Source organism: Scleromatobacter humisilvae (assembly GCF_023231945.1).
GTDB classification, from domain to species: Bacteria; Pseudomonadota; Gammaproteobacteria; order Burkholderiales; family Burkholderiaceae_C; genus Scleromatobacter; species Scleromatobacter humisilvae.
This window is the reverse complement of the sequence record NZ_JAJLJH010000007.1, coordinates 1-25,173: the sequence shown is the minus strand read 5'-3', so window position 1 is coordinate 25,173 and position 25,173 is coordinate 1. Positions and strand designations below refer to the sequence as shown.

The following is a 25,173-nucleotide window of genomic DNA, read 5'->3' as shown; positions in this document are numbered from 1 at the left end:
GCTGTCGTCTTCTGGCTGCTGATCGCCGGAATGGCGCGTGGTTGCGCGTTGCTCGCCGGGGGAAAGAAATGACCTGGCTCTACGTTCTGGGTGGGGTGGTGTCGGTGGGCCTGCTGGTCTATCTCGTCATCGCGTTGCTGCAACCGGAGAAGTTCTCGTGACCAGCCATTCATGGATTCTGCTGGCGGCCTACAGCGTCGTGCTGTTGGCGCTGGCCATTCCCACGGGGCGCTACATCGCCAACGTGATGGAAGGAAAGTTCGGGCTGCTGGCCCGGATCGAGACGGGCCTCTACCGCGTCTGCGGCGTCAAGGCCGACGTCGACATGGGCTGGCTGCAGTACGCGCTGGCCATCCTGCTGTTCAACGGCCTGGGCGTGCTCGCGGTCTACGCGCTGCAACGCCTGCAGGTCTGGCTGCCGCTGAACCCGCAGGCGATGGCCAACATCTCGCCGGACTCGTCGTTCAACACGGCCATCAGCTTCGTGACCAACACGAACTGGCAGGGCTACAGCGGCGAGCAGGCGATGAGCTACCTCACGCAGATGCTCGCGCTGGCCGTGCAGAACTTCTTCTCGGCGGCCACCGGCATTGCCGTCGTGATCGCGCTGATCCGCGGCTTCGCGCGCCACTCGATCAAGGGCATCGGCAACGCATGGGTCGACCTGACACGCGTGACGATGTGGATCCTGCTGCCCATCTCGTTCGTGCTGGCCATCTTCTTCGTGCAGCAAGGCGTCGTGCAGAACTTCGACGCCTACAAGGATGTGCAGACGGTCGAGGTCAACAAGTGGCAGGAGCCCAGGCTGGGTACCGACGGCCAGCCGCTGAAGGACGCCAAGGGCGCGCCGGTGATGGAAGACAAGTCCTCCGACCACCAGACCATCGCCATGGGTCCTGTCGCTTCGCAGGAGGCGATCAAGATGCTCGGCACCAATGGCGGCGGCTTCTTCAACGCCAACTCCGCGCATCCGTACGAGAATCCGACCGCGCTGACGAACTTCGTGCAGATGCTCGTGATCTTCCTGATCCCGGGCGGCCTGTGCTTCGCGTTCGGCAGCATGGTGTCCGACAGGCGCCAGGGCTGGACGATCTACATCGCCATGTTCGTGCTGTTCGCGGTCGGGGCGGTCGCGGCAATGACGTTCGAGCAGCAGGGCAACCCGCAGTTCGCCGCGCTGGGCGTCGACCAGTCCATGACGGCGACGCAGCCGGGCGGCAACATGGAAGGCAAGGAGACGCGCTTCGGCATCGCCGAATCGGGCCTGTTCGCCACCATCACGACCGATGCGTCCTGCGGTGCCATCAATTCGTGGCACGACTCGTTCACGCCGCTCGGCGGCATGGTTCCGCTCGTGAACATGCAACTGGGCGAGGTCGTGTTCGGCGGCGTGGGCACCGGTCTCTACGGCATGCTGATCTTCGCGATCCTCGCGGTGTTCATCGCCGGACTGATGATCGGCCGCACGCCGGAATACCTCGGCAAGAAGATCGAGTCCTACGAGATGAAGATGACGTCCATCGCCATCCTCGTCACGCCGCTGCTGGTGCTGGCGGGAACGGCCATCGCGGTCATGACCGACGCGGGCAAGGCCGGCATCGCCAACCCGGGCGCGCATGGCTACTCCGAGATCCTGTACGCCTTCACGTCCGCGGCCAACAACAACGGCAGCGCCTTCGGCGGCATCTCGGCCAACACGCCGTTCTACAACATCATGCTGGCCATCGCGATGTGGTTCGGCCGCTTCGGCGTGATCGTGCCCGTGCTGGCGATCGCCGGGTCGATGGCCGCCAAGAAGCGCATCGCCGCCACGGAGGGCACGATGCCCACGCACGGCGCGCTGTTCATCTCGCTGCTGATCGGCGTGGTGCTGCTCGTGGGCCTGCTGAACTACGTTCCGGCGCTGGCGCTCGGCCCCGTGATCGAGCACCTCGTGCTCTGGAAGTGAGCTCAAACATGACTCGCACTACCTTTACGTTGTTCGATCCCAAGCTGGTCAAGCCGGCGATCCGGGACTCGTTCCTCAAGCTGGATCCGCGTGTCCAGTGGCGCAACCCGGTGATGTTCGTCGTCTACGTCGGCAGCATCATCACCAGCGGGCTCTTCGTCCAGGCCGTCACGGGCAAGGGCGAGGCGTCGGCCTCGTTCATCCTGGCGATCGCCCTGTGGCTGTGGTTCACGGTGCTGTTCGCCAACTTCGCCGAGGCGCTCGCCGAAGGCCGCAGCAAGGCCCAGGCGGCCTCGCTGCGCAGCCTGAAGAAGGAGACCTGGGCCAAGAAGCTGGAGCAGCCGGTCTCCACCGCGAAGTGGCTGCCGATCGAGTCGCAGAACCTGCGCAAGGGCGACACGGTCTACGTGATCGCCGGCGATGTGGTGCCCGCGGACGGCGAGGTCATCGAAGGCGTTGCCTCGGTCGACGAGAGCGCGATCACCGGCGAGTCCGCGCCGGTGATCCGCGAGTCCGGCGGCGACTTCTCGGCCGTCACCGGCGGCACGCGCGTGCTGTCCGACTGGATCGTGGTGCGCGTGACGACGAACCCGGGCGAGACCTTCGTCGACCGCATGATCGCGATGGTCGAGAGCGCCAAGCGCCAGAAGACGCCCAACGAGATCGCGCTGACCATCCTGCTGGTCGCGCTGACCATCGTGTTCCTGGGCGTCACCGTCACGCTGCTGCCGTTCTCGCTGTTCAGCGTCGAGGCGGCCAAGGCCGGCTCGCCGGTGACGGTCACGGTGCTGATCGCGCTGCTGGTGTGCCTGATCCCGACCACCATCGCCGGCCTGCTGTCGGCCATCGGCGTGGCGGGCATGAGCCGCATGATGCAGGCCAACGTCATCGCAACGTCGGGCCGCGCCGTGGAAGCCGCCGGCGACGTCGACGTGCTGCTGATGGACAAGACCGGCACGATCACGCTCGGCAACCGCCAGGCGTCGAGCTTCCTCGTGGCGCAGGGCGTCAAGGAGGCCGACCTCGCCGACATCGCGCAGCTCGCGTCGCTGGCCGACGAGACGCCCGAGGGCCGCAGCATCGTCGTGCTGGCCAAGCAGAAGTTCAACATCCGCGAGCGCGACATCCAGTCGCTGGGCGCGCACTTCGTGCACTTCACGGCGCAGACCCGCATGAGCGGCGTCGACCTGCCCGGGGCCGGCGAAGGCGCGCCGCGCCAGATCCGCAAGGGCGCGGCGTCGGCCATCCGCAAGCACGTCGAGGCGCTCGGCGGCAGCTTCCCGGCGGACCTGGTCACCACCATCGACAACGTCTCGCGCCGCGGCAGCACGCCGCTGGTCGTCGCGGACGGCACGCGCGTGATGGGCGTGATCGAGCTGAAGGACATCATCAAGGGCGGCATCAAGGAGCGCTTCGCCGAGCTGCGCCGCATGGGCATCAAGACGGTGATGGTGACCGGCGACAACAAGCTCACGGCGGCCGCGATCGCCGCCGAGGCGGGCGTCGACGACTTCCTCGCCGAGGCCACGCCCGAGCAGAAGCTGACGCTGATCCGCGACTACCAGGCGCAGGGCCGGCTGGTGGCGATGACCGGCGACGGCACCAACGACGCGCCCGCGCTCGCACAGGCCGATGTCGCGGTGGCGATGAACTCGGGCACGCAGGCGGCCAAGGAGGCCGGCAACATGGTCGACCTCGACTCGAACCCGACCAAGCTGATCGAGGTGGTGGAGACCGGCAAGCAGATGCTGATGACGCGCGGCTCGCTGACGACGTTCTCGATCGCCAACGACGTCGCGAAGTATTTCGCCATCATCCCGGCCGCTTTCGTCACGACCTACCCGCAGCTCGCGGCGCTCAACGTGATGCGCCTCGCGAGTCCGTCGTCGGCGGTGCTGTCGGCGGTGATCTTCAACGCGCTCGTCATCATCTTCCTGATCCCGCTGGCGCTCAAGGGCGTGAAGTACCGCGCGGTCGGCGCGGCGCTGCTGCTGCGCCGCAACCTGGCGATCTACGGCCTCGGCGGCGTGATCGTGCCGTTCGTCGGCATCAAGCTGATCGACCTGGTGCTGAGCCTCGTCGGCCTCGTCTGAACCGGAGTACCCCATGAAAACATTGATTCGTCCCGCCATCAGCCTGTTCGTCGCGCTGACCGTCGTGACCGGCGTCGTCTACCCGCTGGCGGTGACGGGCGTGGCCAAGGCGGCGTTCCCGCACCAGGCCGGCGGCAGCCTGGTCATCCAGAACGGCAGGACGGTGGGCTCGTCGCTCATCGGCCAGAACTTCAGCGATCCGAAGTACTTCTGGGGTCGGCCGTCCGCCACGACGCCGATGGCCTACAACGGCCAGGGCTCGGGCGGCTCGAACCTGGGGCCGCTCAACCCGGCGCTCACCGACGCCATCAAGGGTCGCGTGGAAGCGCTGCGCGCCGCGGATCCGGGCAACAAGGCCGCGGTGCCGGTCGACCTGGTGACCACGTCCGCGAGCGGCCTCGATCCCGAGATCAGCGTCGCCGCGGCGCAGTACCAGGCGCCTCGCATCGCGCGCCTGCGCGGGCTCTCGACCTCCACGGTCGAAGACATCATCATCAAGCACACCGAGGGCCGCCTGTTCGGCCTGCTCGGCGAACCGCGCGTGAACGTGCTGGACATGAATCTCGAGCTCCAGCACACCAACGCGTCCTGAGACTGCGCAAGAATCGGCAGCCGGATGCCGAATGGAAAGCCCCGATGACGGACAGCCGCCCCGATCCCGATCGCCTGCTTGCCAAGATCAAGGACGAGGAGATCCAGGCCCGTCGAGGCAAGCTCAAGCTCTTCTTCGGCGCATCGGCGGGCGTCGGCAAGACGTTCGCAATGCTGTCGGCCGCGCGCGTCCAGCAGCAGCAGGGCGTCGACGTCATCATCGGCGTCATCGAGACGCATGGCCGTGCGGAGACCGAGGCGCTGGTCGCGGGGCTGCCGCGGATGGAGCTGAAGGAAGTCCGCTATCGCGACCGCGTGCTGCGCGAGTTCGACCTCGACGGCGTGCTGGGGCGCCACCCGCAGCTGGTTCTCGTCGACGAACTTGCCCACTCGAACGTGCAAGGGTCCCGCCATGCGAAGCGCTGGCAGGACGTCGAGGAACTGCTGGATGCCGGGATCGACGTCTGGTCGGCGATGAATGTCCAGCACCTGGAAAGCCTGAACGACATCGTCACCGGCATCACGGGCATCCGCGTCTGGGAGACGGTGCCTGACCGGGTATTCGACGAGACCGACGAAGTGGTGATCGTCGACCTGCCGCCGGACGACCTGCTGCTGCGCCTGAAGGAAGGCAAGGTCTACCTGCCGCAGCAGGCGGAGCGGGCGGTCCGCAACTTCTTCCGCAAGGGCAACCTCATCGCGCTGCGCGAGCTGGCGCTGCGGCGCACGGCGGATCGCGTCGACAGCGAGATGCTGCAATACCGGCGCAATCTGCAGGCGGCGCCGGTCTGGCAGACGCGCGAATCCATCCTGCTGTGCGTCGGTCCCGACGATCGCTCGGAGAAGCTGGTTCGCACGACCGCGCGCCTGGCCGCGCAGCTCGGCGTGCCGTGGCACTGCATCTACGTCGAGACGCCCGCGCTGCAGCGCCTGCCGGACGCGGCACGGCAGCGCATCCTGCAACTGCTGAAGTCGGCCGAGGACAACGGTGCCATCACCGCGGCGCTGAGCGGCAGCGACCTGCCCGCCACGATCGTCCGCTACGCGCACGAACACAACCTGCCCCGCGTGGTGCTGGGACGCGACTCCGCCCGCGTGCGCCGCCCCTGGAAACCGCGCCTGGCCGACGCGGTGGGCAAGCTGGCGGACGACCTCGACCTGCTGCAGGTGGCGCTGCCCCGGCGTGATGGCGGCGCGCGCGAGGCCGGGTCGCGCGAGACCAGCGTGCACCAGAAGGATCCGGTTCAGTGGGCCGGCTACGCGTGGAGCGTGGCCATCTGCTGCGCGGTCACGCTCGCCGTGGCCCCGCTGACACCGATGCTGGACGGCGCCAACATCGTGATGGTCTTCCTCTTGTCCGTGGTGGGGGTGGCCATCCGTTTCGGCCGTGGCCCAGCGGTGCTGGCATCGCTGCTGACCGTGGGCATGTTCGACTTCTTCTACGTGCCGCCGCGCTTCAGCTTCAGCGTCAGCGACGCACAGTACCTGCTGACCTTCGCCGTCATGCTGGTCGTCGCGCTCGTCATCGGCCAGCTCACCGCGGGCCTGAAGTTCCAGGCGCGGGTCGCGCGCTCGCGCGAGGAGCGCGTGCGGGCCATGTATGCGATGTCGCGGGATCTGTCGGGCGCCCTCATGCCCGAGCAGATCGCGGAGATCGGCGCGCGCTTCATGAAATCGGAATTCGGGGCGCCCGCCGCGCTGATGATCCCGGACCTCGAGGATCGGCTGCACGGCGCCGTGCATTCCGAAGGACAGCCTGCCGGGCTGGACGTGGGCGTCGCGCAATGGGCGTTCGACCACGACGAAGGCGCGGGGCATGGCACCAACACGCTGGCGGCTGCGCCCTTGCTCTACATGCCGCTCAAGGCGCCGATGCGCATGCGCGGCGTGCTGGCGATCGGGGCGGCCCATCCGGAGCGCCTGGCCGGGCCGGAGCAGCGCCGCCTGCTCGACACATGCGCGTCCTTGCTTGCCATCTCGCTCGAGCGGGTGCACTACGTGGACGTCGCGCAGACGGTCACCGTGCAGATGGAGTCCGAGCGCCTGCGCAATTCGTTGCTCGCCGCGATCTCGCACGACCTGCGAACGCCGCTGGCGGCGCTGGTCGGCATGGCGGAGTCGCTCACGATGATGGACATGGCGCCGGACTCCGCCGAGCTCGGGACGGCCCGTCGCATCATGGACGCCGCGATGCGGATGAATTCGCTCGTGACCAACATGCTCGACATGGCCAGGCTGCAATCCGGCCCGGTGCAGCTCAATCGCCAATGGCAGCCGCTCGAGGAGGTGATCGGCACCGCCTTGAAGGCCATGGGCAGCGTGCTCGAGCCGCAGCGCGTGAAGGTCGCGCTGGCGGAAGACCTGCCGCTGGTCAACATCGATGCGGTGCTGTTCGAACGCGTGCTCTGCAACCTGCTCGAGAACGCGGCGAAGTACACCGGGCCGGGCACGCCGGTGGACATCCGGGCCCAGGCCGTCGGCGACCAGGTCGTCATCACGGTCGAGGATGTCGGGCCCGGCCTGCCCAAGGGCAAGGAGTCCACGATCTTCGACATGTTCGAGCGCGGGCGCAAGGAGAGCGCGACACCGGGCGTGGGGCTTGGGCTGGCGATCTGTCGGGCGATCGTCGAGGCGCATGGCGGAAAGATCCACGGCGAGACCAGGCCGCTGGGCGGTGCGCGTTTCATCATCGAGCTCCCGCGCGGCGAGCCGCCGAGCCTCGAGGGCCTCGAGCATCTGGAGAGCCTGGAAGGGAGCGGCGATGGCCCGCATGAGTGAGGCGGTTCAAAGGGTGCTGGTCGTCGAGGACGAAGCCGACATCCGGCGATTCGTCCGCATGTCGCTGGCCGCCGAGGGCTTCGACGTCGTCGAGGCGGATGGCGTCCAGCGGGGACTGATCGAGGCCGGCACGCGCCGTGTCGACCTGGTGGTCCTCGACCTCGGGCTGCCCGACGGCGACGGCGTCGACCTGCTCAGGGACTTGAGGGCCTGGTCAGACATGCCCGTCCTGGTACTCTCCGCTCGCACGACCGAAGACGACAAGATCGCCGCCCTCGATGCGGGCGCCGACGACTATCTCGTCAAGCCATTCGGCGCGAGGGAGTTGCTGGCGCGCGTGCGCGCGCAGCTGCGCCGGCGTTCGCGCACGGGTGCCGACGGTGCCGCCGCCATCGAATTCGGCGACGTCAGGATCGACCTGGTGCATCGATCAGTCGAGAAGGCGGGCCAGCCGGTGCACCTCACGCCGATCCAGTACCGCCTGCTGGTGCACCTGGCGAGCTATCCCAACTGCGTCCGTACACACCGTCAGTTGCTGCATGCCGTCTGGGGGGCCAGCCATGGCGAGGACACGCCGTACCTGCGCGTCTACATGGGTCAGTTGCGAAAGAAGGTGGAGACCGACCCGTCGCAGCCGCAGCACCTGCTCACGGAAGCAGGCGTGGGCTATCGATTCGTGCCGTGATCGCGCTCAGTCGCGACTGTCGCTCGTGAGATCGCGGGGGTCGGTGCTTTGCGCTGCACGCTTTCTGTGGCGCCGCCCCCAGGCGTGCACGACGATGGCGTCGATGCTCAATTTCATGAACGCCAGCATCCCGTCGAGCCAGAGCGGGCCTTCCGATCCCGGCTCGGGCATGGCGTCGCCAAACTTTGCGCAGAGCACCGAGAGCGCGGCGAACAGGAATCCCAGCCGCCAGTCGTTCCATGACACCAGCGCAACCGGAATCGCGAAGAGGATCGTCGAACGGTACGCGCCGCCGGTCTGCACGTCGATGATGGTCAACGAAAGAAGCCAGAGCGAGGCGAACGCCCAGGCCCTGTGACTGGACGTGAGATCACGGAGAAGTGCTGCGAGCATGGATTCGAGCGAGCGGCGGCGTTCATCATTTGAGCGGACTCGCCATAAAAATGCCGCAAAGATTGGGCGCCGGTTCAACAAGAATTCATCAATGCCGACGTGGCGCCCCAGCCCGTCGCGCGCTATCGAGCGATGCCTGCGATGCCTGCCCTCAGGAGCCCGCTCATCGCCGGGCCATCCGTCGCAACGTCGAACGCGCGCCGGAACTCGCGATTCGAGAACACGTGCGCGATCGCGGCGAGCAATTGCAGGTGGGCATGCTGGTCGGCGAGCGGCACCATGATGAACAGGAAGAGTTCGACGGGGATGCCGTCCGGCGCGTCGAACGCGATGCCCTCGTCCAGCCGGATCAGCAGCGTGAGCGGCTCGGCGATGCCGGAGATGCGGGCATGCGGGATGGCGAAGCCGTTGCCCAGCGACGTCGACCCAGTCTGCTCCCGGCGCGCCAGTGCGCGTGCGATCGGCGCCGGCTCGAGGCCGTGCCGGCGCGCGATCTCCTTCGAGGCGAGGTCGAACAGCGCCGTCGCGTCCTGCACGTCGACGTCGCAGAGGACGCTTTCGGGTTGCAGCCAGCGCGCGAGGTGCGGATCGTCTTCGCCGCTGACGGGCATGGTCGCCACGCGCTTGCGAAACTCGGATCTTGGATGCATGTCGGAATCTCCTGCCGCGCTGGCCGTGGTTGCCCGCAGCCGCGGCATCGTGGTGGCAAGTCGCGCGCCTCGCGGGTGCGAGGCGCGCGTCGCCTTCGCTTCAGAAATGGAAGATCACGTCGCCGGAAATGACCGTCTCGGTGCGGCGGTTGGGAGCGATGCCGTAGTTCGCACTGCCGTTGAACGACAGCGCGCTCGAGTGGTAGTAGGCGATCTCGGGGCGGATCTCGATCTGCGGCGAGAACCAGTGCTGCCAGCCCAGCGCCAGGTTCTTGTAGGTCGCGCGCGTGCCGGTGCGCTGGCCTTGCAGGTCGCGGTAGAACTCCGGCCGGATCGAGAAGTTGTTCAGCGCGTCCGGCGAGTAGTTGATGTAGCTCACGACGCCGGTCACCCCGGCCGTGCAGGTCAGCGCGGCGCTGTTGCTGCATTGGGCGAGGTCGGGCGCGTTGAACGGCATGAACTTCGACGAGAACGGCGAGCCGCCGTTGGCGTAGATCGTCTGGACGTCGCTGTTGAGCGCGTTCGGGACGTTCTTCTGGAACAGGTGATACGCCTCTGCCGAGATGTGCCACTTGTCGTTGAACGAGTGATAGAAGGTCAGCCCGTACCACTGCAGGTTGTTGTAGCCGTACGTGCCCTTGTTGATGCCGTCGGCGCAGACGTTGACGTCGGTCTTGCCGTCGTCGGCGTCGTAGCGCGCGCATGCGGTGAGCGAGGGCATCGCGCCCGGGTCGGCCTTGAACGTGCTGCCCGGATAGAGCGGGTTGTAGCCCGGCTGGCCGGAGACGGAACCCGGCACGTTCGGATACGGGTTGTCCTCGTGCTTGCCGAGATGGCCCAGGGTCGACTCCGTGCCCGCGACGACCCCGAGCTGCGCCGTCCAGTTCTTCGTGACCGCCAACGAGCCCAGCACGCCGGTGTTGGTGAAGTTGTCGAACGAGTACGACATCGAGTGGCTGTACATGTAGTTGTTGGGCGCCAGCTGCGCCTCGATGTCCGGCACCGAGATGAAGCGGCCCGCGCGCACCATCAAGCCTTCGGCGACCTGCGGGAAGAACACCTCGCCGTAGAGCATCGGGAAGTCGACGCCGTTGGCCTTGTTCTCGCGCAGCAGCTGGTTGCTCAGCAGGCCGTAGGCCGTGGTGTAGCGATAGTCCGCGCCGTAGATGGTGGAGATGCGCATGCCCCAGTCGATGTGATCCTTCTGCACCGTGTCGGGCAGGCGTTCCAGGTAGACGACGGCCTGGTCGAACTGCGCCGTGTTCGGCGTGTAGTCGTACGCGGCGGGCGCGTTGCCGCCCGGCTTGGTCTTGCTGGTGCTGAGGTTGGCACCGGCGTTGAGCCACCCGTAGACCTGCAGGTTGTTGTCGCCCATCCACTTGCCGAGGGACGTGTTGGCCAGGGCGGCCATCAGCGGGCTGTCGACCGATGCGGGACGCGTGACGCCCAGCGACGTCGTGCCGCCGTACGGCCATTCGGTGAACGGCATCGGCGGCGTCGACTGGGCGGCCGGGGGGAAGTCGTCGCGGCGCGCGGGCGGCGCTTTCGGATCGGACGGCGCGGCGCCCTGGCCCCATTCGAGCGCGTAGTAGTTCGCGAGACGTCCGAGGAAGCCGTCGCCGAGATACTGGTCGAGACACGCGTAGGTCTTGTAGGGATCGCAGGCTGCAGGCGTGGCCTTGGCGTCCGCCGAGTCGGCCGCATGGGCGGGAATCGCCGCGACAAGGGAGGCGATCGCGGTGGCGATGGCGGCATGCGGCAGCTTGGCGCGCATACCCAGGGGGGTTCGGATCGAGGCGATGTTCATTGAGGTTGTCGTTCGTGGGTGATCGTTGCGCGCTTGCTTGTTCCGTGCGCTCATTGCGTGGCCGCCGCCACGGCGGCGCTCGCTGCTTGGCGGGCGCGCAGCCTGTACTGGGCGTTCAGCCAGGGCGTGGTGGTTGCACGCGGCCCGTGATCCAGCGGGAGGACCTCGCTCGCCGGCTCCGCGGCGGGGGCGCTGGCAGCGGCGGCCAGCGCGGCCTGGCGGCGCGCAATGACGTCCCGATTGGCCTTGTCCTGCGCGATCATCTGACCGGCGTCGCGAGCGGCCCAGGATGGCGTGGCCGCGACAAGGCAGGAAGTCAGCAAGATGGCGTTCGCGAGAACGCCTGCTTTCGAAAGCATCGACTTCTTGATGCTGTCCATGGGTATACCTTCTCTTTCAGTTCCGCTGATCGCGGCAAGTGCCCGCGCGGCCGGGCGTCGCTTGTGGCTCCGCTCGAATGCCCACGCAGGCTGGGTTCTGGTGCAGCCAAAACTCTATTTGCGAGGGCGTAAAGAAATAACCAAATTCGATGAGGCGCGCATAAAGAGTTGATAAAGCGCGCGCACGCGGATCGGCGTCGCGAGCGACGTCCTCGAGTCGGTGCTTGATGGTTCGTGCGATCGGCGGCGGGCGCGGATCGATGACGCCACGGGTCGCGCCGCTGGCGTTGGTCAGCGCGTCGCATGCAGCGGGTCGCGGCGGCCGCGCGATCGGCGTCGGCGCTCGTGCGAGCGTTCACGCCGGGCACGTACCGGCGCAAGCGAAGGCCGATGAGGGTGCGCGGCTTGACACCGAATCGGGGCCGGTGGCCAGAAATGCAAAAAGCCGCGTCTCCGCGGCTTTTTGCAAGTCCCTGAACTCCAGGGAAAGAATCTGGTCGGGGTGAGAGGATTCGAACCTCCGGCCTCTACGTCCCGAACGTAGCGCTCTACCAGGCTAAGCTACACCCCGATGTTTCAGCGAAGCTGCTAAGCCTCTGACGTTGTCCTTGCGGACCGCCCTTTCGGACGTATCGTTCGATCCGCCACACTGCTTTCGGTGCTGCGTTTCGCTGAGCTAAGCATTCTCGCACAATTTTTGGAGCGCCGACAAGAGCCGGCGTGGCGAGAGGCCTCAGGAAGAGCGTTCCACCGACTTCAGGCACAGCTCCAGCAGCAGCGCCTTCGCCTCGGAATCGGGCAGTGCCGCGAGCTGTTCGCGCGCGTGGTCGGCCTCGCGGCGTGCGGCCTCGCGCGTCGCGTCGATGGCGCCGGTGCGGCGCACGATCTGCACGATCTCGCCCAGCCGCTCGACCTCGCCCTGCTCGATCGCGTGACGGATCAGCGCGCTTTCCTCGGGCGTGCCGTGCGACATCGCGAACAGCAGCGGCAGCGTCGGCTTGCCCTCGCGCAGGTCGTCGCCGACGTTCTTTCCCAACGCGGCAGGATCGCCTTCGTAGTCGAGCAGGTCGTCGATCAGCTGGAACGCGGTGCCCAGCGAGCGGCCGAAGTTGGCGCAGGCGTCCTCGATCTCGCGCGGCGCGTCGGCGATCACGGCGCCGAGCCGGGCGCTCGCCTCGAACAGCTTGGCCGTCTTGTAGCGGATCACGCGCAGGTAGTCCTCGACGGCCAGGTCGGCGTCGTGCATGTTCATCAGCTGCAGGACTTCGCCTTCGGCGATGACGTTGGTGGCATCGGCCAGCACGTCCAGCACGCGCATGCGGCCCACTTCCACCATCAGCTGGAAGGCGCGCGAATAGAGGAAGTCGCCCACCAGCACGCTGGCGGCGTTGCCGAACAGCGCGTTGGCGGTGGCGCGGCCGCGGCGCAGCGCCGACTCGTCGACGACGTCGTCGTGCAGCAGCGTTGCCGTGTGGATGAACTCGATGATCGCCGCCAGTTCGAAGCGGCTGCTGCCGGTGAACGAGAGCGCGCGCGAGAACAGCAGCACCAGCCGCGGCCGGATCCGCTTGCCGCCGGCGCCGACGATGTAGTTCGCGATCTGGTCGACGAGCGCGACTTCGGACGTCAGCCGGCGGCGGATCACGTCGTCGACGGCCTGCATCTCGGCAGCCATCGGATCGGCGGGCAGGGGCGCGTGGGTCAGGGGGGCGTTCACGTCGGTTCGCGGAAGGGGGAATGGGTCATTATAGGAAGGCTGGGCGCCCCGCAGCCCGCCTCCGCTCATCGCTTTGACGTTTCGCTCGCACGATGATATGATGGAGGGCTTCGCCGACCGATGGCGGTCCAAGCGTGTCTGGGCCAGGTGTTACCGCATGACCACATGTGGAGCTTTCCTGGCCAGGGCGACCCCCTCGAAATGCAAGTTTCGACCGCGTCGTCCGGGAGGCAGGCAGCGCCGGCCAGGGCCATCGTGCGGCGATGAAGTCAACAGAAAGGTCATATATGTACGCGGTCGTAAAAACCGGTGGCAAGCAATACAAGGTTGCTGCCGGCGAAAAGATTAAGGTAGAACAGATTGCTGCGGACGTTGGCCAGGAAATCGTGTTGGACCAGGTTCTCGCTGTCGGAAACGGCGCGGAACTGACGGTCGGCGCGCCCCTGGTCGCGGGTGCAAGCGTGAAGGCTACCGTGGTTGCCCAAGGTCGTCACGACAAGGTTCGCATCTTCAAGATGCGCCGTCGCAAGCACTACCAGAAGCATGGCGGCCATCGCCAGCACTTCACCGAACTCGAGATCTCGGCCATCAACGCGTAAGCGTCGATTCGCCCGAACTCATTGCACAGGAGCTAATGCACCATGGCACAGAAAAAAGGCGGCGGTTCCACCCGGAACGGCCGCGACTCCCAACCGAAGATGCTCGGCGTGAAGCGCTACGGCGGTGAAACGGTCTCGGCCGGTTCCATCATCGTTCGCCAACGCGGCACCAAGTTCCACGCCGGCGAGAACGTCGGCATGGGCCGCGACCACACGCTGTTTGCGCTGGTCGACGGCAAGATCTCGTTTGCCACCAAGGGCAGCCTGAACCGCCAGACCGTGTTCGTGACCCCGCTGTAAATCGCAGCGCTGGCCTCCGAACGGTTTGCGAAGCCCCGGCATGCCGGGGCTTTCTCGTTTATTGTTCCAATGAAGCCGGCGTCGCCGCAAGGAAGTACCTCCCATGAAATTCGTTGATGAAGCCGTAATCGATATCGCCGCCGGCAACGGTGGCGCAGGCTGCATGAGCTTCCGTCGTGAGAAGTGCATCCCCTTCGGCGGCCCCAACGGCGGCAACGGCGGCGAGGGCGGCAGCGTCTGGTTCGTGGGCGACCGCAACCTGAACACGCTGATCGACTACCGCTACGCCCGCCGCCACGAGGCGCGCAACGGCGAGGCCGGCCGCGGCTCCGACCAGTTCGGCGCGGCCGCGGAGGACATCGTCCTGCGCGTGCCCGTCGGCACGATGGTCAAGGATTTCGAGACCGACCAGATCCTGGCCGAGCTCATCGAGCCCGACGTCCCGGTGCTGCTCTGCAAGGGCGGCGACGGCGGCTTCGGCAACCTGCACTACAAGACCAGCACCAACCGCGCCCCGCGCCAGAAGACGCCCGGCTGGCCCGGCGAGCAGAAGAAGGTGCGCCTGGAACTGCGCGTGCTGGCCGACGTCGGCCTGCTGGGCATGCCCAACGCCGGCAAGTCCACGTTGATCACCGCGATCTCGAACGCGCGCCCGAAGATCGCCGACTACCCGTTCACCACGCTGCACCCGAACCTTGGCGTGGTTCGCGTCGCGCCGGAAAAGAGCTTCGTCGTCGCCGACATCCCCGGCCTGATCGAAGGCGCCGCCGAGGGCGCGGGTCTCGGCCACCAGTTCCTGCGCCACCTGCAGCGCACCCGCCTGCTGCTGCACGTGATCGACGCCGCGCCGGTCGGCGACAGCGTCGATCCGGTCAAGGAAGCGAAGGCGCTGGCCAGGGAACTCGAGAAGTACGACCCCGAGCTCGCCGCCAAGCCGCGCTGGCTCGTCCTCAACAAGCTGGACATGGTGCCGGAGGAAGACCGCGCCGCCCGCTGCAAGGACATCGTCAAGCGCCTGAAGTGGAAGGGCCCGGTCTTCGAGGTCTCCGCGCTCGCGCGCGAGGGCCTGCAGCCGCTGCTGCACGCGATCTGGGAGCATGTGCACGCGCAGGTCGAGCAGCCGGCGCCGGAAGTCGATCCGCGCTTCGAGGCCGACAAGCCGAACGTCGCGCCGGTCGTCGACGAGCCGGTGCGCCCGGTGCGCGGCGCCCGGAAGGTCGTCGCCAAGGCCGCGAAGGCCGACAACGACGAGCCGCTCGATCCGCGCTTCGCGCCGATCGAGCCGGAGCCCGAGCTCGAGGCCGACAGCACGGCGCGCGTCGTTTCCACCCGGCGTCGCACGCGAGCCGCATGAGCGAAGGTGCTGACCTGAGCATCAACGACGAGCTGCGCAACGCGCGCCGCATCGTCGTCAAGGTCGGCTCCAGCCTGGTCACCAACGAAGGGCGCGGCGTCGATGCCGAGGCCATCGGCAACTGGTGCCGCCAGATGGCCGCGCTCGGCCAGGCGGGACGCGAGATCGTGATGGTGTCGTCCGGCGCGATCGCCGAAGGCATGAAGCGGCTAGGCTGGACGGCGCGTCCGAAGGAACTGCACGAGCTGCAGGCCGCCGCGGCCGTCGGCCAGATGGGCCTGGCCCAGATGTACGAGAGCAAGCTGCGCGAGCACGGCTTCGGCAGCGCGCAGGTGCTGCTGACGCACGCCGACCTGGCCGACCGCGAGCGCTACCTCAACGCGCGCTCCACGCTGGTGACGCTGCTGGGCCTCAAGGTGATCCCGGTCATCAACGAGAACGACACCGTCGTCACCGACGAGATCAAGTTCGGCGACAACGACACCCTCGGCGCGTTGGTGGCCAATCTCGTCGACGCCGACGCCTACGTGATCCTCACCGACCAGCCCGGCCTCTACACGGCCGACCCGCGCAGGAATCCCGACGCGACCTTCGTCGCGCGCGCCCGCGCGGGCGACCCCGAGCTCGAGCGCATGGCCGGCGGCGCCGGTTCGGCCATCGGGCGCGGCGGCATGCTCACCAAGATCCTGGCGGCCAGGCGGGCGGCCGGCTCCGGCACCAGCACCGTGATCGCCTGGGGACGCGAGACCGACGTGCTGCTGCGCCTGGCCGCCGGCGAGCCGATCGGCACGCTGCTGGTGGCGCAGACGGCCAAGGTCGCGGCGCGCAAGCGCTGGATGGTCGACCACCTGCAGCTGCGCGGCGCGGTGGTGGTCGACGACGGCGCGGCGATCAAGCTGCGCGACGAGGGCAAGAGCCTGCTGCCGATCGGCGTGCGCGAGGTCGAGGGCGAGTTCCATCGCGGCGACGTGATCGCCGTGCGCGCGCTCGACGGCCGCATGGTGGCGCGCGGCCTGGCCAACTATTCGTCGGCCGAGGCTCGCCTCATCGCGCGCAAGCCGTCATCGCAGATCGAGGCGGCGCTGGGCTACGCGAACGAGCCCGAGCTGGTGCATCGCGACAACCTCGTGCTGGGCTGACGCCCGCGCTCAGCGGATCGCGAGATCGTCGGCGGGCGGCCGCTGATCGAGCCGACCGTCCGCGCCGTCCGCCGCGTCCGGCGGCAGGTCGCTCGGCGGATCGTGGTCGTCGCGCGGGCCGCGCGGCCCGCCGCGCAGGTAGCGGTTGTGATAGTTGGTCTTGGGCAGGAAACGCGCGAGCTCGGTCAGCGCCAGCTGGTAGACGCCGCGCTTGAACTCGATGACCACGTCCAGCGGCACCCAGTAGTCGTTCCAGCGCCAGGCGTCGAACTCGGGGTGGTCGGTGGCGCGCAGGTTCATGTCCGAGTCGCGGCCCATCAGCTTGAGCAGGAACCAGATCTGTTTCTGGCCGCGGTAGTGCCCGCGGGCATCCTTGCGGATGTAGTGCTCGGGCACCTCATAGCGCAGCCAGTCGCGGGTGCGCGCCAGGATCTTCACATGGTCGGGCAGCAACCCCACTTCCTCGTGGAGCTCGCGGAACATCGCCTGCTCGGGCGACTCGCCGTATTTGATGCCCCCTTGCGGGAATTGCCAGGAATGCGTTCGAAGACGCTTTCCCCAGAACACCTGGTTGCGCGAGTTGAGCAGCACAATGCCGACGTTGGGCCTGAAGCCCTCTCGGTCGAGCATAATCTGACCCCGATTCTTTAACTGTCGACATTATTGCACCGGCGGTACACAAAACACGAGTTCGCGTTTTTCCGCATGCGATCCGTGATTCCTTGATGACAACCCGGTAACCTTGCGCCCATGAAAGCATCCCAGTTCTTCGTTTCCACGCTCAAGGAAGCCCCCGCCGACGCGGAAGTGACCAGCCACAAGCTCATGACCCGCGCGGGCATGATCAAGAAACTCGGCGCCGGCATCTACAACTACATGCCGATGGGCCTGCGGGTGATCCGCAAGGTCGAGAACATCGTGCGCGAGGAAATGAACCGCGCTGGCGCGGTCGAGCTCACGATGCCGGTCGTGCAACCGGCGGAGCTGTGGGAAGAAAGCGGCCGTTTCAGCAAGATGGGCCCGGAGCTGCTGCGCCTGAAGGATCGCCACGACCGCGACTTCGTGATGCAGCCCACCTCGGAGGAGGCGATCACCGACATCGCGCGCCAGGAGCTGCGCAGCTACAAGCAGCTGCCGAAGAATTTCTACCAGATCCAGACCAAGTTCCGCGACGAGCGCCGCCCGCGCTTCGGCATCATGCGCGGCCGCGAGTTCACGATGAAGGACGCGTATTCCTTCGACCGCGACCAGGCGGCCGCCAAGGCCAGCTACGACGTCATGCGCGTCGCGTACCGGGCGATCTTCGATCGCTTCGGCCTGAAGTACCGCGCCGTCGCGGCCGACTCCGGCGCGATCGGCGGCGACCTGTCGGAGGAGTTCCAGGTCATCGCCGATACCGGCGAGGACGCGCTGATCTACAGCACCGGCTCCGACTACGCCGCCAACATCGAGCTGGCGGAAGCCGTCGCGCTGATCGCCGCCCGCGGCGCCGCCAAGGAAGCGCTGACGAAGACGCCGACGCCCGGCAAGAGCACCTGCGCCGACGTCGCCACGCTGCTGGGCCTGCCGCTGGATCGCACGGTGAAGTCGCTGGTGCTCGCCACCGACGAGCTGGACGACAAGGGCGACGTCAAGAAGACGACGGTCTGGCTGCTGCTGCTGCGCGGCGACCACGACATGAACGAGGTCAAGGTCGGCAAGATCGCCGGCCTGAAGGACGGCTTCCGCTTCGCGACGGTCGGCGAGATCGAGGATCACTTCGGCTGCAAGCCGGGCTATCTCGGCCCGATCGGGCTGAAGAAGCCGGTCAAGGTCGTCTCCGACCGCACCGTCGCCAACATGAGCGACTTCGTCGTCGGCGCCAACGAGCTCGACTTCCACCTGACCGGCGCGAACTGGGGCCGCGACTTCCCCGAGCCCGACGCCGTCGCCGACATCCGCAACGTCGTCGCCGGCGATCCGTCGCCGGACGGCCAGGGCGTGCTCGCGATCGACCGCGGCATCGAGGTGGGCCATGTGTTCTACCTCGGCACCAAGTACTCCAAGTCGATGAACGCGACCTTCCTCGACGAGACGGGCAAGCCGCAGCCGTTCGAGATGGGCTGCTACGGCATCGGCGTCACCCGCATCGCGGCGGCCGCCATCGAGCAGAACAACGACGCCCGCGGCATCATCTGGCCGGTCGCGCTGGCGCCGTTCACGGTGGTGATCTGCCCGATCGGCTACGACCGCAACGCCGAGGTCAAGGCGGCGGCCGACAAGCTGCACGACGAGCTCGCGGCCGTCGGCGTGGACGTCATGCTGGACGACCGCGGCGAACGTCCGGGCGCAATGTTCGCCGACTGGGAGCTGATCGGCATCCCGGTGCGCGTCGTCATCTCCGACCGCGGCCTCAAGGAAGGCCAGCTCGAGGTGCAGGGCCGTCGCGAAGAAAAGGCCAGCACCGTGGCGCTGCCCGACATCGTGGCCGACGTGCGAGCCCGCCTGGCGGCATGAGCTTGCGGCCGCCGGTTCGACGCGGCGCCGTCGCGGGCCTCGTCGCCGGCGCGCTCGCGCTCGCGTGCGTGACGCGCGCGCACGCGGGGGCGCAGGTCGAGGAGCCGCTCGCCGACGCCGTGCGGACGGCGCTGAGCGCCGCCATCGCCGGCAGCGCGCCGCCGCCCGAGCTGCACTTCGACAACATCGACCAGCGCCTGGCCTACCTGCGCTGGCTGGGCGCGATGAGCGAGCGGCTCAAGAAGAACAAGAGCGACGGCCACGAGCGCATCGAGTTCCTGCAGACGGTCTTCTACGAGAGCAGGCGCGCGGGCCTGGAGCCGGCGCTGGTGCTCGGGCTGATCCAGGCCGAGAGCGGCTTTCGCAAGTACGCGATCAGCAGCGTCGGCGCGCGCGGCTACACCCAGGTGATGCCGTTCTGGACGCGCCAGATCGGCGACGGCGACGCCGCGCGCCTGTTCGTGATGCAGGTCAACCTGCGCTTCGGCTGCGTGATCCTGCGCCATTACCTCGATGCCGAGCACGGCGACCTGTTCATGGCGCTGGGCCGCTACAACGGCAGCCGCGGGCAGGCGGCGTATCCGAACATGGTGCTGGGCGCGCGCAAGCGCTGGGAGTGGACGGATCCGCGGGCGGTGGCGGCGTCGGCGCCGGCGCCGCGCTAGAGGCCGTTCCAGCGCCGTGGCGTCGCGCCGGTCACGCCCAGCAGCTCGATGACGCGCTCGACGGTGTCGTCGACCATCTCCGCGATCGACTGCGGCTTGTTGTAGAACGCCGGCAGCGGCGGGAACACGACGCCGCCCATCTCGGTGACGGCGGTCATGTTGCGCAGGTGGGCGAGGTTGAACGGCGTCTCGCGCACCATCAGCACGAGGCGGCGGCGTTCCTTGAGCATGACGTCGGCGGCGCGCGTGAGCAGGTTGTCGCCGAAGCCGTGGGCAATGGCGGCGAGCGACTTCATCGTGCACGGCGCCACGACCATCGCCTGCGCGCCGAAGCTGCCGCTGGCGATGCAGGCGCCGATGTCGCCGACCGGCCAGGCATGCGTCGCCTTGGCGGCGAGCTCGTCGCGCGACAGCCCGAGCTCGTGGTGCACGTTGATCACGCCGGACGGGGTGACGACCAGGTGCGTGTCGGCGCCCAGCTCGCCCAGGCGTTCCAGCAGGCGCACGCCGTATGCTGCGCCCGAGGCACCCGTGATGCCGACGATGATCGCCGGGGCCGCGCTCAACTCAGGCGGCCAGCAGCGGCTGCAGCTCGCCCGCCTCGTACATCTCCATCAGGATGTCGGAGCCGCCGACGAACTCGCCGTTGACGTACAGCTGCGGGATCGTCGGCCAGTTGGCGTATTCCTTGATGCCCTGGCGCACCTCGCCGTCCTCGAGCACGTTGACCGTCTTCAGGTCGGTCACGCCGCAGGCCTTCAGGATCTGGATGGCGCGGCCCGAGAAGCCGCATTGCGGAAACTGGGCGGTGCCCTTCATGAACAACACGATGTGGTTGTTCTTCACGAGGTCATCGATGCGTTGCTGGACGTCGGACATGGCAGTGCAATGAGGAAGAGGCGCGCACGCGCGCGGATGTGCCGTTTATAAGCCAAACGGACGGGTCGCGCAGCCAAAAGGCTTCCCGGGCCGCCCCGGGAAGGTGCGTCAGAACGAGTAGCGGACGTTGACCGCCATCACCGGCGCCCAGTGCAGCGAGCCGTTGGCGTCGTCCAGGCTGCTCGGGCTGTTGAACAGGCCGTGGCCATGGGCCTGCGAGGCCAGGCCGAAGTCGGCGTTCAGGCTCAGCTGGCTGTTGAACCAGAGGTGGCTGTAGCCGAGGCCGAAGTAGGGCAGGCTCTGCAGCGGGTCGGGGCGCGCGTCGTACAACGACAACGGCTGGGACAGCCCGACCACGCCCGTGCTGGCGCGCAGGCCGCCGACCAGGTTGCCGAGGGTCGGACCCATGTTGCCCTGGGCCGCGTCGAAGAAGTAGTAGTCGCCGAAGACGCGCAGGCTGCCGTTCGTCGAACGATTGCTTGTGAGCGCATACTCAGCCGCAGTGTGTTGCTGGTACGCGCCCTCCTGGGAACGCAGGACCGAACCCTGCGCGTGGGCACCCATCGTCAACAGCGCGAGGATCGCCGTCGCGGCGACCCGGTGGCTGGCGCGCGCGGGGCGCCCTGTCGAAGTTGCATGTCCCATGGTCGGCTCCAGAAATGCCCGGAGGGCAAAAAACCAGACTCCAGAAAATCGATGCTACGCCTATTGCCGTGTTGGTGATATCGGCAAACAGTGAGCTTTTCCCAGTCTCATTACCTCCTGTGACTTTGCAGAGACGTCGTCACGATAACGGGGATTCAACGCTTGCGTGCGTCAGCTTGACGCCGTACAAAGAGAGGATCAGCCGACCAGCCGCCCGCCCGTGCAGCGCGCGCGGCCCTCGATGTCCACCCGCGTGGATACCTCGCCGAAGCCGGATCGTTGCAGGATCGCCTGCACCGCCGCTCCCTGCTCCCAGCCGTGCTCGAACAGCAGCCAGCCGCCCGCGCGCAGCCGGCCGGACGCGCCCTGGGCGATGCGCCGGATGTCGGCCAGGCCCTCGTCGCCGGCCACCAGTGCGGAGAGCGGCTCGTGCGTGAGCGCCGCCAGATGCGGATCGTCCGCGGCGATGTAGGGGGGGTTGCTGACCACCAGGTCGAAGGCCGGCGCTTCCGGCTCGCCGGCGAGCGCGTCCCACCAGTCGCCGTGGGCGAAATGCACGTCCAGTGACAATCGTTGCGCATTCTCGCGCGCCACCGCCAGCGCGCCGCCGCTGCGCTCGCCCGCCCACACGCGTGCGCGCGGAGCGGCGTTCTTCAGGGCCAGCGCGATCGCGCCGCTGCCGGTGCCCAGGTCCAGCACCGTTGGCGCGTCGACGTCGCGCAACTTGCCGCGCAGGAGTTCGAGCGCCCAGTCGACCAGCGTCTCGGTGTCGGGCCGCGGCACCAGCACGGCATCGCTCACGGCCAGCGTCAGCCCGTGGAATTCGCGTTCGCCGACCAGGTAGGCGAACGGCTCGCCCGCCGCGCGGCGGGCGACCAGCCCGTCGAAGGCCGCGGCCTGATCGCTGGAGAGCGCGTCGCCGCCATGCGCCAGCAGCCAGGCGCGCGACTGCCCGAGCACGTGCGACAGCAGCAGGTGCGCATCGAGTCGCTCGACGCCGCGCGAGCGCGCGTCGCGCAAGGCGGCGTCGACGGTGATCAAGCGCCCGACTCCAGCGCCGCCAGCTGCTCCTGCGCGCGCGCCGCGCGCAGCGCGCCCACGACCTCGCCGAGGTCGCCTTCCATCACCGCGCCCAGCTTGTAGAGCGTCAGGTTGATGCGATGGTCCGTCAGCCGGCCCTGCGGGAAGTTGTAGGTGCGGATGCGGTCGGAGCGGTCGCCCGAGCCGATCAGGCTCTTGCGCTCGGCGGCGTCGCGCGCCTCGCGTTCCGCGCGCTCGCGATCCTGCAGGCGGGCGAGCAGCACCTGCATCGCCTTGGCCTTGTTGCGGTGCTGCGAGCGGTCGTCCTGGCATTCGGCGACGATGCCCGTTGGCAGGTGGGTGATGCGCACCGCGCTGTCGGTCTTGTTGATGTGCTGGCCGCCGGCGCCGCTGGCGCGGAAGGTGTCGATGCGCAACTCGGACGGGTTCAGCGTGACCTCGGCGGCCGCGTCGGGCTCGGCGAGCACGGCGACGGTGCAGGCGCTGGTGTGGATGCGGCCCTGCGTCTCGGTGGCGGGCACGCGCTGCACGCGGTGGCCGCCGGACTCGAAGCGCAGCTGGCCGTAGACGCCGTCGGTGGCGGCGGCCAGGCCGCGTCCGCCGGACGGGTTCTCCAGCCGCACGACGACTTCCTTGAAGCCGCCGAGGTCCGACTGGCTCTCGCTCATGATCTCGCTGCGCCAGCCCTGGCGCTCGGCGTAGCGCAGGTACATGCGCAGCAGGTCGGCCGCGAACAGCGCCGACTCCTCGCCGCCGGTGCCGGCGCGGATCTCGATGAACGCGGGGCGCGCGTCGTCCGGATCGCGCGGCAGCAGCGTGGCCTGCAGCGCGGCGTCCAGCGACTCGAGGTCGGCGTCGCAGGCGGCGACCTCCTCGCGCGCCATCGCCGTCATGTCGGCATCGTCGTCGCCGGCGTCCAGCATCTCCTGGGCGGTGGCGCGATCGGCCTCGCGCTGCGTGAAGCGGCGGTAGAGCTCGACGATCTCCGACGCCTCGGCCTGCTCGCGGGACAGCTCGCGGAACTTGTTCATGTCGGCGGTGGACGCCGGATCGGCCAGGCGCGCGTCGAGTTCCTGCAGGCGCATGCCCAGGCGTTCGAACTGTTGGCGGAGGGTGTCTTTCATGGGCGGATCGAAGTCGGGGAGCGAGCGGGACGACCTGCGCGGCGCAGGCCCGAAGCGTGGCGTCGTCGGCGACGCCCGAACGGCTTCGCGTCGCTACAGGCCCGGATCGGCCGGATCGCGCGGCGACTGGCGCAGGAACAGGCGCGTGACCGCGTCCGTCACCCGATGGCGCTGCTCGCCCTCGCTGGTGCGCAGCTCGGCGAGGGCACCGTGCAGCATCTTCTGCGTGAGCGCGCGGCTCATCGCCTCGAGCACCGCGTCGACCGGCTCGCCCTTGGCCAGCGCCTTGTGGGCGCGCTGCAGCTCGGCGCTGCGCCAGTCGTCGGCCTGGCGGGTCAGCGCCTGGATCAGCGGCACGGTGGCGCGCTGGTCGAGCCAGTGCGAGAAGCCCAGCACGCCGGCGTCGATGATGGCCTCGGCCTGCTCGACGGCCGCCTGGCGCTTGGCGCCGGCGCTGCGCACGAGCTCGGACAGGTCGTCGACCGTGTAGAGATAGACGTCGCGCTGCTGCGCCACCTCGGGCTCGATGTCGCGCGGCACGGCGAGGTCGAGCATGAACATCGGACGGCGCTTGCGCGTCTTCAGCGCGCGTTCGACGGCGCCGAGCCCGATGATGGGCAGCGTGCTGGCGGTGCAGGAGACGACGATGTCGAACTCGTGCAGCCGCGTCGGCACGTCGGCCAGGCGCAGCGCCTGCGCGCCCAGGCGCACGGCGAGCTTCTCGCCGCGCTCCAGCGTGCGGTTGGCGACGGCCATGACCTTGGGCGTGCGTGCCGCGAAATGCGTGGCGACCAGCTCGATCATCTCGCCGGCGCCGACGAACAGCACGCTCAGCTTGTCGAGGTCGCCGAACAGCTGCGTGGCCTGGCGCACCGCGGCCGCGGCCATGCTGATCGAGTGCGCGCCGATCTCTGTCGACGTGCGCACTTCCTTGGCCACCGAGAACGAGCGCTGGAACAGCTGGTGCAGCGTCGTGCCCAGCGTGCCGGCCTGGTCGGCCTCGCGCACGGCCTGTTTCATCTGGCCGAGGATCTGCGGCTCGCCCAGCACCATCGAATCGAGGCCCGAGGCGACGCGGAAGATGTGGCGCGCGGCCTCGCGGTTCTCCAGCACGTAGCTGTGGTCGAGCAACTGGGCGCCGGTGACGCCGCCCTGGGCCGCCAGCCAGTCGGCGGCCGGACGCACCAGCGACGAGTCCTGCCCCGGGAAGGCGACGTACAGCTCGGTGCGGTTGCAGGTCGACAGCAGCGCCACTTCCGGCGCGCCGACCCCGAGGCCAGCCGCGCCAGGACGCTCGAACTGCCCGACGAGCGCCTTCAGCGCCGGCGACAGCTGCTCGAGCGGAAACGCGAAGCGCCCGCGCAGGTCGAGGGGCGCGGTCTGGTGGTTGAGGCCCAACGCGAACACAGACATGCGCGCATTATAAAATTAGGGCGCTGCCGGGCGGTGACAGATGGTCTTCCGCGCGGCGTCCCCTTCCTTGATCTGACGCAAATCCCGCCCCTTGGACGCCCTGGACCTGTTCTGGCACCTCGCCAACTTCGTGCTGCCCGCCGTCGGCGTGGGCGCGCTCACGGCCGCGCTGTGCAAGCTGTTCTGGCGCCGTGGCCTGGCGCGCACCCCCTGGTTCACGCTCGCGTGGCAGGCGAGCGCGGCCGGGCTGGCGGTGCTGGTGGCCGGGCTGGCGATCACGGGCCACGACGGCCGCATGATCACCTACGCCGGCCTGGTGGTGGCCTGCGCGCTGGTGCCCTGGCTCAAGGCCGCCAAGTAACCCGTCAGAACCAGATTTCCAGCTGCGCGCCGTACGACACGGCACTCGTCTTGTTGGCCGGGAAGTTGTAGTTGTTGGCGGTGTCCTGCGCCGCGGCCTTGTTGTAGTCCGCGTA

General features: G+C 68.3%; 24 protein-coding genes, 1 tRNA gene and 1 pseudogene. 13 read left to right on the top strand and 13 right to left on the bottom strand.

Features of this window, described 5'->3' with window-relative positions; translation table 11 throughout:
• Positions 1 to 68: 68 nt before the first annotated feature.
• From kdpF to LPC04_RS20180, 6 genes are read left to right on the top strand one after another with little or no spacing between them, the layout of a single operon-like run.
• Positions 69 to 161, top strand: coding sequence for a K(+)-transporting ATPase subunit F (kdpF, locus tag LPC04_RS20205; protein ID WP_275684085.1), 93 nt, complete (start codon positions 69 to 71; stop codon positions 159 to 161).
• A complete protein-coding gene (gene kdpA, locus LPC04_RS20200; protein ID WP_275684084.1) occupies positions 158 to 1,948 on the top strand; it encodes a potassium-transporting ATPase subunit KdpA in 1,791 nt (596 codons plus the stop codon). The genes kdpF and kdpA overlap by 4 nt, the downstream gene beginning before the upstream one ends.
• Before the next feature lie 8 nt (positions 1,949 to 1,956).
• Entirely contained in the window at positions 1,957 to 4,041 is a 2,085-nt protein-coding gene (gene kdpB, locus LPC04_RS20195) for a potassium-transporting ATPase subunit KdpB (protein WP_275684083.1), read from the top strand.
• A gap of 13 nt (positions 4,042 to 4,054) precedes the next feature.
• On the top strand, positions 4,055 to 4,633 hold the full coding sequence (kdpC, locus tag LPC04_RS20190; RefSeq protein WP_275684082.1) for a potassium-transporting ATPase subunit KdpC: 579 nt from the start codon (positions 4,055 to 4,057) through the stop codon (positions 4,631 to 4,633).
• A gap of 44 nt (positions 4,634 to 4,677) precedes the next feature.
• The gene (gene kdpD, locus LPC04_RS20185; RefSeq protein WP_275684081.1) at positions 4,678 to 7,410 is read left to right on the top strand and encodes a two-component system sensor histidine kinase KdpD; all 2,733 of its coding nucleotides are present in this window, start codon (positions 4,678 to 4,680) and stop codon (positions 7,408 to 7,410) included.
• The gene (locus tag LPC04_RS20180) at positions 7,403 to 8,095 is read left to right on the top strand and encodes a response regulator (RefSeq protein ID WP_275684293.1); all 693 of its coding nucleotides are present in this window, start codon (positions 7,403 to 7,405) and stop codon (positions 8,093 to 8,095) included. Before kdpD ends, LPC04_RS20180 begins: the two co-directional genes overlap by 8 nt.
• A 6-nt stretch (positions 8,096 to 8,101) precedes the next feature.
• Here the strand turns inward: LPC04_RS20180 and LPC04_RS20175 are convergent, their stop codons facing one another.
• The 6 genes from LPC04_RS20175 to LPC04_RS20150 all read right to left on the bottom strand — a co-directional run bounded on the left by LPC04_RS20175 (position 8,102) and on the right by LPC04_RS20150 (position 13,000).
• Positions 8,102 to 8,413 carry a hypothetical protein gene (locus LPC04_RS20175; RefSeq protein WP_275684080.1) on the bottom strand — a complete coding sequence of 104 codons (312 nt, stop codon included), beginning with the start codon at positions 8,411 to 8,413 and terminating at the stop codon, positions 8,102 to 8,104.
• A 197-nt stretch (positions 8,414 to 8,610) separates the two neighbouring features.
• On the bottom strand, positions 8,611 to 9,138 hold the full coding sequence (locus tag LPC04_RS20170; RefSeq protein WP_275684079.1) for a PTS sugar transporter subunit IIA: 528 nt from the start codon (positions 9,136 to 9,138) through the stop codon (positions 8,611 to 8,613).
• A gap of 100 nt (positions 9,139 to 9,238) precedes the next feature.
• Positions 9,239 to 10,945 (bottom strand): outer membrane beta-barrel protein, encoded by a 1,707-nt coding sequence (locus tag LPC04_RS20165; RefSeq protein ID WP_275684078.1) that lies wholly within the window; start codon positions 10,943 to 10,945, stop codon positions 9,239 to 9,241.
• Positions 10,946 to 10,995: 50 nt separating this feature from the next.
• Entirely contained in the window at positions 10,996 to 11,325 is a 330-nt protein-coding gene (locus tag LPC04_RS20160; protein WP_275684077.1) for a hypothetical protein, read from the bottom strand.
• 494 nt (positions 11,326 to 11,819) lie between these two features.
• Positions 11,820 to 11,896 (bottom strand) — tRNA-Pro (locus LPC04_RS20155).
• Positions 11,897 to 12,058: 162 nt separating this feature from the next.
• Positions 12,059 to 13,000 carry a polyprenyl synthetase family protein gene (locus LPC04_RS20150; RefSeq protein ID WP_275684292.1) on the bottom strand — a complete coding sequence of 314 codons (942 nt, stop codon included), beginning with the start codon at positions 12,998 to 13,000 and terminating at the stop codon, positions 12,059 to 12,061.
• A 329-nt stretch (positions 13,001 to 13,329) separates the two neighbouring features.
• Between LPC04_RS20150 and rplU the strand changes: the two genes are divergently transcribed.
• From rplU to proB, 4 genes and pseudogenes are all read left to right on the top strand, one after another.
• A complete protein-coding gene (gene rplU / locus LPC04_RS20145; protein WP_275684076.1) occupies positions 13,330 to 13,641 on the top strand; it encodes a 50S ribosomal protein L21 in 312 nt (103 codons plus the stop codon).
• Positions 13,642 to 13,683: 42 nt separating this feature from the next.
• Positions 13,684 to 13,941 carry a 50S ribosomal protein L27 gene (gene rpmA / locus LPC04_RS20140; RefSeq protein ID WP_275684075.1) on the top strand — a complete coding sequence of 86 codons (258 nt, stop codon included), beginning with the start codon at positions 13,684 to 13,686 and terminating at the stop codon, positions 13,939 to 13,941.
• Positions 13,942 to 14,044: 103 nt separating this feature from the next.
• Positions 14,045 to 15,106, top strand: a pseudogene (gene cgtA / locus LPC04_RS20135) (Obg family GTPase CgtA); the annotation flags it as partial.
• Positions 15,107 to 15,291: 185 nt separating this feature from the next.
• Positions 15,292 to 16,434 (top strand): glutamate 5-kinase, encoded by a 1,143-nt coding sequence (gene proB, locus LPC04_RS20130; RefSeq protein WP_275684074.1) that lies wholly within the window; start codon positions 15,292 to 15,294, stop codon positions 16,432 to 16,434.
• Positions 16,435 to 16,443: 9 nt separating this feature from the next.
• Here proB and LPC04_RS20125 read toward each other — a convergent pair whose 3' ends face one another.
• Positions 16,444 to 17,064, bottom strand: a complete 621-nt coding sequence (locus LPC04_RS20125; protein ID WP_275684073.1) for an RNA pyrophosphohydrolase — start codon at positions 17,062 to 17,064, stop codon at positions 16,444 to 16,446.
• A 120-nt stretch (positions 17,065 to 17,184) separates the two neighbouring features.
• Here LPC04_RS20125 and LPC04_RS20120 point away from each other — a divergent pair, with 120 nt between their 5' ends.
• Together LPC04_RS20120 and LPC04_RS20115 are read left to right on the top strand one after the other, a co-directional pair.
• On the top strand, positions 17,185 to 18,930 hold the full coding sequence (locus LPC04_RS20120; protein ID WP_275684072.1) for a proline--tRNA ligase: 1,746 nt from the start codon (positions 17,185 to 17,187) through the stop codon (positions 18,928 to 18,930).
• Positions 18,927 to 19,595: a lytic transglycosylase domain-containing protein gene (locus tag LPC04_RS20115; protein WP_275684071.1), complete on the top strand. Its 669-nt coding sequence runs from the start codon at positions 18,927 to 18,929 to the stop codon at positions 19,593 to 19,595. The genes LPC04_RS20120 and LPC04_RS20115 overlap by 4 nt, the downstream gene beginning before the upstream one ends.
• On the opposite strand, the gene LPC04_RS20110 is transcribed toward LPC04_RS20115, so the two are convergent.
• The 6 genes from LPC04_RS20110 to hemA all read right to left on the bottom strand — a co-directional run bounded on the left by LPC04_RS20110 (position 19,592) and on the right by hemA (position 24,697).
• Positions 19,592 to 20,161 (bottom strand): UbiX family flavin prenyltransferase, encoded by a 570-nt coding sequence (locus LPC04_RS20110; RefSeq protein WP_275684070.1) that lies wholly within the window; start codon positions 20,159 to 20,161, stop codon positions 19,592 to 19,594. The genes LPC04_RS20115 and LPC04_RS20110 overlap by 4 nt on opposite strands.
• A gap of 1 nt (position 20,162) precedes the next feature.
• Positions 20,163 to 20,474, bottom strand: coding sequence for a Grx4 family monothiol glutaredoxin (grxD, locus tag LPC04_RS20105; protein ID WP_275684069.1), 312 nt, complete (start codon positions 20,472 to 20,474; stop codon positions 20,163 to 20,165).
• Between the two features lie 108 nt (positions 20,475 to 20,582).
• Positions 20,583 to 21,119 carry a hypothetical protein gene (locus tag LPC04_RS20100; RefSeq protein WP_275684068.1) on the bottom strand — a complete coding sequence of 179 codons (537 nt, stop codon included), beginning with the start codon at positions 21,117 to 21,119 and terminating at the stop codon, positions 20,583 to 20,585.
• Between the two features lie 198 nt (positions 21,120 to 21,317).
• Positions 21,318 to 22,157 (bottom strand): peptide chain release factor N(5)-glutamine methyltransferase, encoded by an 840-nt coding sequence (gene prmC / locus LPC04_RS20095; protein WP_420854751.1) that lies wholly within the window; start codon positions 22,155 to 22,157, stop codon positions 21,318 to 21,320.
• Positions 22,157 to 23,284, bottom strand: coding sequence for a peptide chain release factor 1 (gene prfA / locus LPC04_RS20090; protein ID WP_275684066.1), 1,128 nt, complete (start codon positions 23,282 to 23,284; stop codon positions 22,157 to 22,159). The genes prmC and prfA overlap by 1 nt, the downstream gene beginning before the upstream one ends.
• A 93-nt stretch (positions 23,285 to 23,377) precedes the next feature.
• A complete protein-coding gene (hemA, locus tag LPC04_RS20085) occupies positions 23,378 to 24,697 on the bottom strand; it encodes a glutamyl-tRNA reductase (RefSeq protein WP_275684065.1) in 1,320 nt (439 codons plus the stop codon).
• Positions 24,698 to 24,788: 91 nt separating this feature from the next.
• On the opposite strand from hemA, the gene LPC04_RS20080 reads away from it, so the two are divergent.
• A complete protein-coding gene (locus LPC04_RS20080; protein WP_275684064.1) occupies positions 24,789 to 25,058 on the top strand; it encodes a hypothetical protein in 270 nt (89 codons plus the stop codon).
• The last annotated feature ends 115 nt before the right edge of the window (positions 25,059 to 25,173 follow it).